The sequence below is a fragment of the uncultured Meiothermus sp. genome (assembly GCF_937863175.1).
In the GTDB taxonomy this organism is placed as follows: Bacteria; Deinococcota; Deinococci; order Deinococcales; family Thermaceae; genus Meiothermus.
On record NZ_CALMCQ010000022.1, the window covers coordinates 1 to 9,428 of the forward strand.

At 56.0% G+C, this 9,428-nt stretch carries 8 protein-coding genes; 1 reads left to right on the top strand and 7 read right to left on the bottom strand.

Features of this window, described 5'->3' with window-relative positions; all coding sequences use genetic code 11:
- Both Q0288_RS00880 and ispH read right to left on the bottom strand, forming a co-directional pair.
- On the bottom strand, window positions 1-352 hold a 352-nt coding region (locus Q0288_RS00880; protein WP_299425726.1), incomplete at its 3' end, for a DNA adenine methylase.
- 34 nt (window positions 353-386) lie between these two features.
- Window positions 387-1,415: a 4-hydroxy-3-methylbut-2-enyl diphosphate reductase gene (gene ispH / locus Q0288_RS00885; RefSeq protein ID WP_299425730.1), complete on the bottom strand. Its 1,029-nt coding sequence runs from the start codon at window positions 1,413-1,415 to the stop codon at window positions 387-389.
- A gap of 457 nt (window positions 1,416-1,872) precedes the next feature.
- On the opposite strand from ispH, the gene Q0288_RS00890 reads away from it, so the two are divergent.
- Window positions 1,873-2,433 carry an NUDIX hydrolase gene (locus tag Q0288_RS00890; RefSeq protein WP_299425733.1) on the top strand — a complete coding sequence of 187 codons (561 nt, stop codon included), beginning with the start codon at window positions 1,873-1,875 and terminating at the stop codon, window positions 2,431-2,433.
- 31 nt (window positions 2,434-2,464) lie between these two features.
- On the opposite strand, the gene Q0288_RS00895 is transcribed toward Q0288_RS00890, so the two are convergent.
- From Q0288_RS00895 to Q0288_RS00915, 5 genes are all read right to left on the bottom strand, one after another.
- Window positions 2,465-3,973: a carboxypeptidase M32 gene (locus Q0288_RS00895; protein ID WP_299425735.1), complete on the bottom strand. Its 1,509-nt coding sequence runs from the start codon at window positions 3,971-3,973 to the stop codon at window positions 2,465-2,467.
- Window positions 3,974-4,336: 363 nt separating this feature from the next.
- Entirely contained in the window at window positions 4,337-5,185 is an 849-nt protein-coding gene (locus Q0288_RS00900; protein ID WP_299425738.1) for a carbohydrate ABC transporter permease, read from the bottom strand.
- Complete coding sequence (locus tag Q0288_RS00905; protein ID WP_299425741.1) at window positions 5,175-6,056, bottom strand: carbohydrate ABC transporter permease; 882 nt, start codon at window positions 6,054-6,056, stop codon at window positions 5,175-5,177. The genes Q0288_RS00900 and Q0288_RS00905 overlap by 11 nt, the downstream gene beginning before the upstream one ends.
- A 403-nt stretch (window positions 6,057-6,459) precedes the next feature.
- Complete coding sequence (locus tag Q0288_RS00910; RefSeq protein WP_299425744.1) at window positions 6,460-7,731, bottom strand: ABC transporter substrate-binding protein; 1,272 nt, start codon at window positions 7,729-7,731, stop codon at window positions 6,460-6,462.
- A gap of 566 nt (window positions 7,732-8,297) precedes the next feature.
- Window positions 8,298-9,428 (bottom strand): NAD(P)(+) transhydrogenase (Re/Si-specific) subunit beta (locus tag Q0288_RS00915; protein WP_299425747.1); only part of this gene is annotated, 1,131 nt, incomplete at its 5' end.

Genomic DNA, 9,428 nt, shown 5'->3' on the forward strand with positions numbered 1-9,428 from the left:
GAGCAGCCTCAACACTGCTAGCCTGGTTTTCCCTTATCAGTTCGTTAAACCGGTCTCGGTTGGCCTGATAGGTTTCACGGCTGTTCTCAAACTTCACTCCCTTGGGCTGCAAACCACGTTTCAAGTACAAATAAAAATTGATTAGATGCGGATTAACATCGTTTAGTAGTGCTTTCTCGGGCATCAATGAAAGGGCAACCGCCATGCCACCCACAAACGGTTCTACCAAACGCCTTTTACTGTGTTTCAGCCAAAAACGTTCGCGAATCTGTGGAGCCAGCCAACGTTTTCCGCCAGCCCACTTCAAGGGCGGGGTTAACAGAGTTTGCCAGGGAATCAATGCTTGAACCATTGCCTAGGAGTGTAAGCCAGGTAACTCGTAAAAGCTACCGCTGGATCGCCAACCACTCACTTGGCGACACCCGCTTCGGCTCTCTGAACTCGATATCCTCCCACTCGCCTTCTTCGATTACCTCGAGGTTAGGGTTGAGCTGCTGGAAATGGGCCACTACCTCCTGCACCAGGTCGTCCGGGGTAGAGGCCGCCGAAGTAATCCCAACCGAGCGCACCCCCTGAAGCCAGTCGGGCTGGATGTCCTGCACGGTGTTAATGCGTTCGGCCCGGCCCACCAGGCTCTGGGCCAGTTCCAACAGCCGCATTCCGTTGGAGGAGGCCAGGCTGGTCAGTACCAGGAACATATCCACCTGGGGCGCAATCTGCTTGACGGCATCCTGGCGGTTCTTGGTGGCGTAGCAGAGGTCGTGGCGGGAAGGAACCACCAGCTTTGGAAAGCGGTGCTTGAGAATTTCAATGGTTGCCAGGGTATCGTCCACCGAAAGGGTGGTCTGGGTCAGCACCACCACTTTGTCGGGGTCGGGAACCTCGAGGGTGTGCGGGTCGGCCAGGCCAGGGTCGCGCCCCACATGGGTATGTACGGCCACCAGGATGGTGTTCTCCGGAGCTTCACCACGGGTTCCCTTGATCTCCTGGTGGTCGGCAGAATCGCCAACCAGCAGAATCCAGTAGCCCTCACGGGCGTAGCGCCTGGCCTCGCTATGGACTTTGGTAACCAGGGGGCAGGTGGCATCAATCTGGTGCAGGTTGCGCTCTGCGGCCTCCGTACGCAACCAGGGGGGAATCCCATGGGCCGAGAAGACCACCGTCTCGTTCAGCTTTTTGCCAGCTTTTTTTTGTTCCTCGCGAAGTTGTTCAATCTCAGCCAGATCTTCGACAAAGTGAACCCCGTGTTGTTCTTCCAGCCGTTTGACCACCACCTCGTTGTGGACGATAGCGTGGTACACCACCAGTTCACCCTGGTCGCGCAATTCCCGAGCCGCCTTTTCCACTGCCTCGATGGCCATGACCACCCCAGCACAAAAGCCACGGGGTTTAGCAAGATGGATTCTTTCCACCATACCGGGTTACCTTAGCATAAGTCTGACCCCCTAAGCCGGAACAGCAGAACAAACAACCCAAAGACCCTACTTAATTAGCTTCACGCGCCGGGTTCTCTGCCGTCCGCCCTTCCAGCTGTGTCCTATGGCATTCGACCCTACACAAGTCCGGCTAACCCCCCTCACCAAACCCGTTAGCGACTCGGTGGGCCCGAGACTGCCCTCCCGGCACTTTTCAACAAGTGGAATTGGCCTCTTGAGCACTTACAAAGTTACCATTGTCCTATCAGAGGCCGTTGGGCCGAGATCAGACCCTTCCGTGGGGGGTTGAGCCTGCCCTGAGTCTTGCCCTGAGCGTGGTCGAAGGGTTATCGAGGGGTCTGGGTGGCTCCGACACAGGGCACTGATTTCAGGATAAGAGCCTAATTGCCACCTGAGATCAAGTCCTTCCTGGCGGATTTGTGGTAGTTTTTTGGGCATGCATCAGGAGCTTCAGGAGCTAGCCTTGCGCTATGGCAGACCCCTCGAGGTCAGCCACAATCTGGGCGCAAACACCTATCTGGCCGTTGGCAGCCACCGCATTGCCGAGGTCTGCCTGGTGTTCAGGCGGCCAAACGGCCTGTTCCTCACCATGACCAAGCCCTTTTACCCCACTGGACTCTATCGTCTGCCCACCGGGGGTATCGGGTTGGGCGAGCCAGTCCTGGAGGCTCTCGAGCGCGAAATCTGGGAAGAAACAGGGCTGGAAGCTCAAATTCTGCGTTATCTGGCTCATATCACTTATCAGCACAACGAAGGACGCCTGTTTCACAGCCACATTTTTCTGCTGGCAGCGAATGGCATTCCCAGCCCTCAGGATGACCTCGAACAAATCAGTGGGTTTCGTGACGTGAGTCCCTCCGGTCTGCTGGAAATCGCCAGGGAGCTCGAGCATCTGCCCCCAGAATTCTCCAGAGAATTGGGCGCCACCTGGAATGACTGGGGCAAATTCCGGGCCGTTGCACACCAGGTCGTTGCCCAGGCCCTTGTCGAGCCGTAGACTGCTCTTTACGGCCTAAAAGAACCCCGAATCACACCTCGTATAGCCTCCCAAATTTCCGATTCAGATAGTCTATCAGATACTGTGGGTTGAGGTCTTCGCCCGTCACACTCCTGAGCAGGTCGCGGGGCCAGTACCGGCTGCCCTGGTGATGGATCCTTTCGCGGGTCCAGTTTAGCAGTGGAGCAAACTCTCCGCGCTCAAACTGTGGTTCAAGCGGCCCCAGGTCTTTTTCCGCCTGCACAAAAAACTGCGCCCCGTAGAGATTGCCCAGCGAGTAGGTAGGGAAGTAGCCGATCAGCCCAGCCGACCAGTGCACATCCTGCATCACCCCATCCCGGATCTCAGGGGAGCGAATCCCAAGATACTCCTGGTACTTGGAATTCCATGCCTCGGGGGCATCGTCTAACGCAAGTTCACCCCGCAACAAAGCCAGTTCGACCTCAAAACGAATCATGATGTGGAGGTTATAAGTCACTTCGTCGGCCTCCACCCGGATCAGGCTAGGCTTGACCTCATTAACCGCAAAGTGAAAATCTTCCAATTGCACATCGCGGAGCGATTCAAAGTGCTCCTGGGCTTTAGGCCAAAAAAAGCGCCAGAAGCCCCGGCTGCGCCCTACCAGGTTTTCCCAGGTACGGCTTTGCGACTCGTGGATACCCAGTGAAATTTCACTTCCCATGGGTGTGCCAAAGTGTTCAGGCAACAGCCCCTGTCCATAAACGCCGTGCCCCATCTCGTGCACGATGCCGAAGAAGCCGGCATTAAAGTAGTCCTCAAAGTAGCGGGTGGTCAGCCGTACATCACCGGGGCCGATGCCCTGCATGAAAGGGTGAGCGACCACATCCAGTCGTCCAGCCTCGAGGTCAAAGCCAATGGTGGCAATCACTTCCTTGCCAAAGCTCTCCTGGGCAGCTTTGGGAAAGTGGCGGCGCAGGAAACCGGTATTGGGGCGTTTGGTGCTTCCTTGGATTCGGTGAAGCAACGCTACCGTGGCTTCACGCACCTGCTGGAAGATGGCCTCTACTTGCCTGGTAGTGGCGCCCGGCTCGTACTGATCAAGCAGGGCATCGTAGCGCTCTTCCTGGTAGCCAATCGCGTCGGCAGTCTCGCGGGTCAGGGCGAAAATTTTTTTCAGAACTGGCTTGAAGCCTTCCCAATCGTTTTTTGGACGGGCTTCTTCCCAGATGGCCTGCCCTTCGCTGGTAGCCTGGGCTAGCTCTACCGCCAGTCGCTCGGGAATTTTGGTCTGGAGGTCGTAGGCCCGCCGCCACTCGCGGATATTGACCGCTTCCACGGCAGTTGGCTCTTTGAACCAGCCCGCATTTTCAACCCTTGCAAGCAACTCCCCGATACGCGGATCGGTGGCTCTCTGGTGCAGCAGCTTGGCCAGTGTAGCCTGCATCATCGCCCGATGCGGGTGCCCCTTCCTGGGGGTATAGGCAGCCTGATCCCAGCCTGCCAACGAGCCAAATGCACCCAGATACGCCGTTTCTCTGTGATGTTCAAGCAACCAGTTATACGCTTCTTGGGCAGTCATACCGGCCTATCATATCGCGGTTCGCGCTGTTTATGCCGTTAGTCCCGGCGGAGAAAATAAGCTCTAGACTCCATTTTCGCTCCATGCAACCAGGTCTTCTACCCGAGAACCGCTCCCAGCGGCTTCCCTGGTACAAGCCTGCGCCTCACTCGAGGCTGATAGGCTAAATCCTCAGCAAGCGGCCATAACCCAACCCATTGAACCAACGATGACCGCCCCAGGTCTCGAGAACCCAGCTTCCCCTACAACGAGCCCGGTACAGCCCTCCCCTTCCCCGGTTCACTGCTCTAGGGGGGGATGGTAAATAAGACCCGACATCAACAGAACTTCAGGACGCTCGGCAACACGAAGGGTTTTCTCCCTCTACCCCTTCACCGATCCGGCTGTTAAGCCAGCCATGATGCGCTGCTGGAAAATTAGAACTAGAATCACCAGGGGAACCGTTACCACTACAGAGGCTGCCATAATTGAACCCCAGGGAACCTCAAAGGGGGTGGCACCACCAAAGGAAGCTATCGCAACCGGAACCGTACGCACATCGTTGCCGATGGTGAAGGTCAGGGCAAAGAGGTACTCATTCCAGGCCGCAATGAAAGCCAGCAGGCCGGTGGTTACCATCCCAGGGCCAGCCAGGGGCAGCATCACCTTAATAAGGGTCTGTACTGGCGTTGCTCCATCCACGTAGGCGGCTTCCTCCAATTCTCGAGGTAGCCCCCTGAAGTAGCTCGTGAGTACCCAGATGGTAAAGGGCAGGGTAAACAGCAAATACGAGAGAATTAAGCCAAGGTGGCTATTGAAGAGGTTTAACTCTCTCAATAACACAAACATGCCCGATAGCACCGATACCTGTGGGAACATAGTCATGGCCAGAACTAAGTACAGGACTGCATTTTTTGGTGGGAAGCGCAGACGCCCCAGCGCATAGGCCGACATCACCCCCAGTACCAGGCTCACCAGGGTGACACCTCCCGCTACAATCAGAGAATTGAAGAGATTACGCCCAAAAGCTGCTCCGGTAAATACGTTCTCGTAGTGAGCCAGAGTAAACGGAACCGGCAGCAGGCTGGGCCTGGGGCTAAACAGCGCGTCGCTTTCCTTAAAGCTACTAACAACCGCCCAGTAAAAGGGAAAAACGCTGTAAATTACGATGAATCCTACCAGCAGATAAAACAAGATACGACCAACCAGGCGTCCGAAGGTTCTAGTCCTCACCGCGCACCCCCCGCCCTGCCAGTCGCATATATAACAGCACAAAAACAAATATGATCACCAGAATCGCAACCGATATTGCCGAGCCGTAGCCCAGATCCTGAAAATCTATCAGGGTTTGACGGTTATATATAGCCAAACTTCGGGTTGCGGTGTTAACCCCCACCATGACAAAAATCACGTCAAAGACCCGCAATGCATCCAGAGTACGGAAAATTAGAGCCACCACCAGAGCAGGGGTCAGCAGTGGAAGGGTGAGCGTCCAAAACTGCTGCCACTTGCTGGCCCCATCAATATCGGCAGCCTCGTAGATATCGGAGGGGATCAGCTGGAGACCCGCCAGTAGAAGCAGGGCCATGAAGGGCGTTGTCTTCCAGACATCTACCGCCACCATCGCCCAAAGTACAGTATTGGGATTGGCCAGAAAAGCAATCTTGTTGGCGGCCAGACCGGTGTTAACCAGTATTACGTTAATAATCCCGAAGACATCATTGAGCATCCACTGCCACATCCTTGCCGATACAACCGTAGGAATGGCCCAGGGAATCAGGATGGCTGCGCGTACGATGCCCCTCCCCTTGAAATTGGAATGGATAACCAGAGCCACAATAAGACCAAGAACGGTCTCTAAGAACACCGAAACAACCGTAAATCGCAGTGTGTTCCAAAGTGCGCCCCTAAAATCTGGATCTTGCAGCAAGAAGATATAGTTGTCAAAACCCACAAACTCTGGAGGCTCTACAAAAGCAATATCAGCCTGGTGAAACGAGTAGTAGAACACCTGGGCTAGCGGAAAGCCCGCCACAAACGCAACTACTAGCAGCGTTGGCAAGACCAGGAGCCAAGCCAGCCGGGTCTGTCGAAGCGTTAACATCCAGATCCACCTCCAAAATTAGCTGGCCTACACGGGCCGGGCAAACTGTTTACCAGCACCCCGATACTATACAAGCACAGATAATTATCTCCAAGCTTTGTATTTATGCTGGTCATGTCTATAACTAAACTCTTTCAAAAACCAGGATTGTATCAAACATGCCCTAAGGTTGAGTTTGTGGGGCGAGGGGCAAGTATCTATTAGACACTGCCTGTAGCACACATTCAAGCCAACAAATCCTTTGTCTAAAGCGTTCAACCTTATTGCTGGCTTTATATCTGCCCGCAGCAAAACTAGCCTTACCGGGCGGTGCGCTATCTGAACGCATATTAGTTTTCGAACTACGGGAGGAGTGGAGTCGGAAGACCGACCCCACTCCTTATCAAGCTATCGGAACCTGGCCCTACCTCATTATGCGCCGGAAAGCTGCTTCCATTTCCTGGGCTGCCTGGGCAGCGGGCTTACGGCCAGTGATGGCTTCGTGAACACCCGTCCATAGAGCCTCGGAGACTCGGTTGTAGCGAGCACCAGACACACCCGAGGGACGGCCAATGGCATTCTGCAAAACTGGCAGCAGGTCTCTGAAGAAGGGGTTGCGGGCCAGCACCGCGGCGTCGTTGTAGAGAGCAGGACGGGTCGGCAGACGCGACAGGTTGACCGCGTTGTCTCTCTGGATCTCGACGCTGGTCAAGAACTTAACCAGATCCGCTGCTGCGCGCTGGTTGCGTGAGTAGGTCGAGACCATAAGCTGCCAGCCGCCGAGGGTTGCAGCATTACGACCTGCAGCACCTGCCCCACGTGGCAGCACGGTCACGCCGATTTTGCCACGAACGGCACTCCCTTCACTTTGTCCAAGGCTGTAGGCATAGGGCCAGTTACGCATAAATGCAGCGTTGCCTGTCTGGAAAACGTTGCGGGCTTCTTCCTCCGCATAGGCGGTTACGCCTGGAGGTGAGATACGACCCACCCAGCTACGCACCATGTTGAGGGCAGCGATGGTCTGGGGATTGTTGATGCTAATCCGGCCATCGGGCTCAATTATGCGGCCTCCGCCCATAGAGAAGATCCACTCGAGGGCATTGCAGGTCAGACCTTCATAGGCTTTGCCTTGCCACACAAAGCCCCAGAAGCTTCGATTGCCGGCCTGGCGTTCGCCCGCCTGAATGCGGGTGGCCTGCTGGTCTAGCTCAGTCCAGGTCTGTGGTGCACGCTGGAAGCCGTACTTTTGCAGCAGATCGCTCCGGTAGTAAAGGAGTCCCGCATCGGTGAAAAAAGGAATCGAGGTAAGCTTGCCCCCAATGGTGTTGTTTTCGACAATGCGGGGGAAGAATAACCCCAGTTCTGCCGGGGTGAAGAACTGGTTCAGGTCGGCGGCATGCGGCGCTACGATACCCGGCCAGATCACGTCAATCATGTACACATCCACGTCCGGGCTCCGGGCTGCCCAGTACTGCTGGAACAGCGCCAGCCGGTCGTTGGTGTCTGCAGGGGAGTCAATATACTCGATCCGGTTGCCAGTCCGCTGGGCCCACTCCTCGGCTTTGGCCTTCATCCAGCGACCACCCTCACCCACTGCGGTGGAATCGCCTGCAACCCGAATCGTTACCCCCTGGGCAGAAGCCAGCCCCCCCAGACTGAGAGTCAGGGCTAATGCACCTACTAGCCACTTCTTCATAGTTCCTCCTGTTTCGTGGAAGTGCTTCCATCAATCGCTGTTTGTTCGACTGACTGCACTTTTGTTTGTGGAAGACCTTCCACCGGGGAGTGTACCGCAGGCCACATGAACTGTCAACCCAAGATTCATTACAGAAAACAACACTTCTACGGGTGATTCTGACGATTAGGGCGGTTGCCGTAGACGGCGCACCCATTAATAGAACCAGAAGGCCGTTTTCAAAGCAATCCGGGATGCGATCCATTTGAAAATCGCCCTGGAGCCTCAATGAGCCCAGATGCTGAAAAGTGTTGTATTTTACCGGATTCAAAAAGATCATCCTCCAACCCGGAGACCTCGAGGCTCTCTTTTGAATCCTGAAGCACCCCCCTCCCGAACGGTTGGCGAATAAAGCGTCTCCCTTCGGTCGGGTTTCGAATCTGGTATTTAACCTCGAGAACTGGTCCACAGGCATGCCGGGGATCCCTGGGAATTGCATAAAGAGACCTCCCCTGGTATGCGGGGGAGGTTAGAGAGGATCCACCAGGTCAGGCAGAAAACCATAGGGCACTGTAAAGAACCCTCAATTACAGTTTCTTCAGAGACTGCACCAACTGCCCCAGCACACTCTGGGCATCGCCGTAAAGCATCCGGGTGTTGTCGGCGAAGAATAGCTCGTTTTCGACTCCAGCAAAGCCTTTGCCCTGTCCACGCTTAATGACAATGGCGTTTTTGGCCTTATCTACGTCCAGGATGGGCATTCCGTAGAGCGGTGAGCCTTTGCGGTGGGCAGCGGGATTAACCACATCGTTGGCCCCGATCACCACCGCTACATCGGCTTGAGGGAAGTCGGGGTTGATGTCCTCGAGGTCGTGGAGCTTCTCATAGGCCACCCCCGCCTCGGCCAGCAGCACGTTCATGTGACCGGGCATTCGGCCTGCCACCGGGTGAATGGCGTAGTCCACCCGGATTCCTTTGGACTCCAGCACATCCGCTACCTCGCGTAGCTTGTGCTGGGCCTGGGCCACCGCCATGCCATAGCCGGGCACAAAGATGACCCTCGAGGCGTATCCCAGCATCACCACTGCATCCTCGAGGTCAATGGATCTGATGCTGCCCTTGATCTGGGCAGTCTCTTGCTCCACCCCAAACCCCCCTACCAGCACACTCCAGAGGCTGCGGTTCATGGCCTTGGCCATCAGCAGGGTCAGCAGAGTACCTGCGGCCCCTACTACCGTTCCAGCCACTATCAGCGCGGCGTTGCCAATGGCGAACCCCTCAAAGCCCACCGCCAGGCCAGTGAGCGCATTAAAGAGCGAAACCGCTACCGGCATGTCTCCCCCACCAATTGGCAGGGTCATCAACACTCCAAAACTCAGCACCACTACAAAAAAAACCAGTATCAGCAGGGGCGATTCTTGCGGCAGCAGGGCCACTACCAGCCCCAGCGCAGCCACCAGCACCAACACGTTGAGTATCTTCTGGCCAGGGAACTGAATCGGACGACCCGTCATCAGGCCCTGCAACTTGGCAAAGGCCACTATGCTGCCGCTGAAGGCCACGGAGCCAATCAGGCCGCCCAGAATCGCCAGAAACTTCAGGCCCAGATCGTCCCCGTACTCTCCGCGTAGCAGAACCACGGCTGCAATGGCGCCCGCAGCACCGCCCCCCATGCCGTTGTAGATGGCCACCATCTGGGGCATATCGGTCATCTGCAC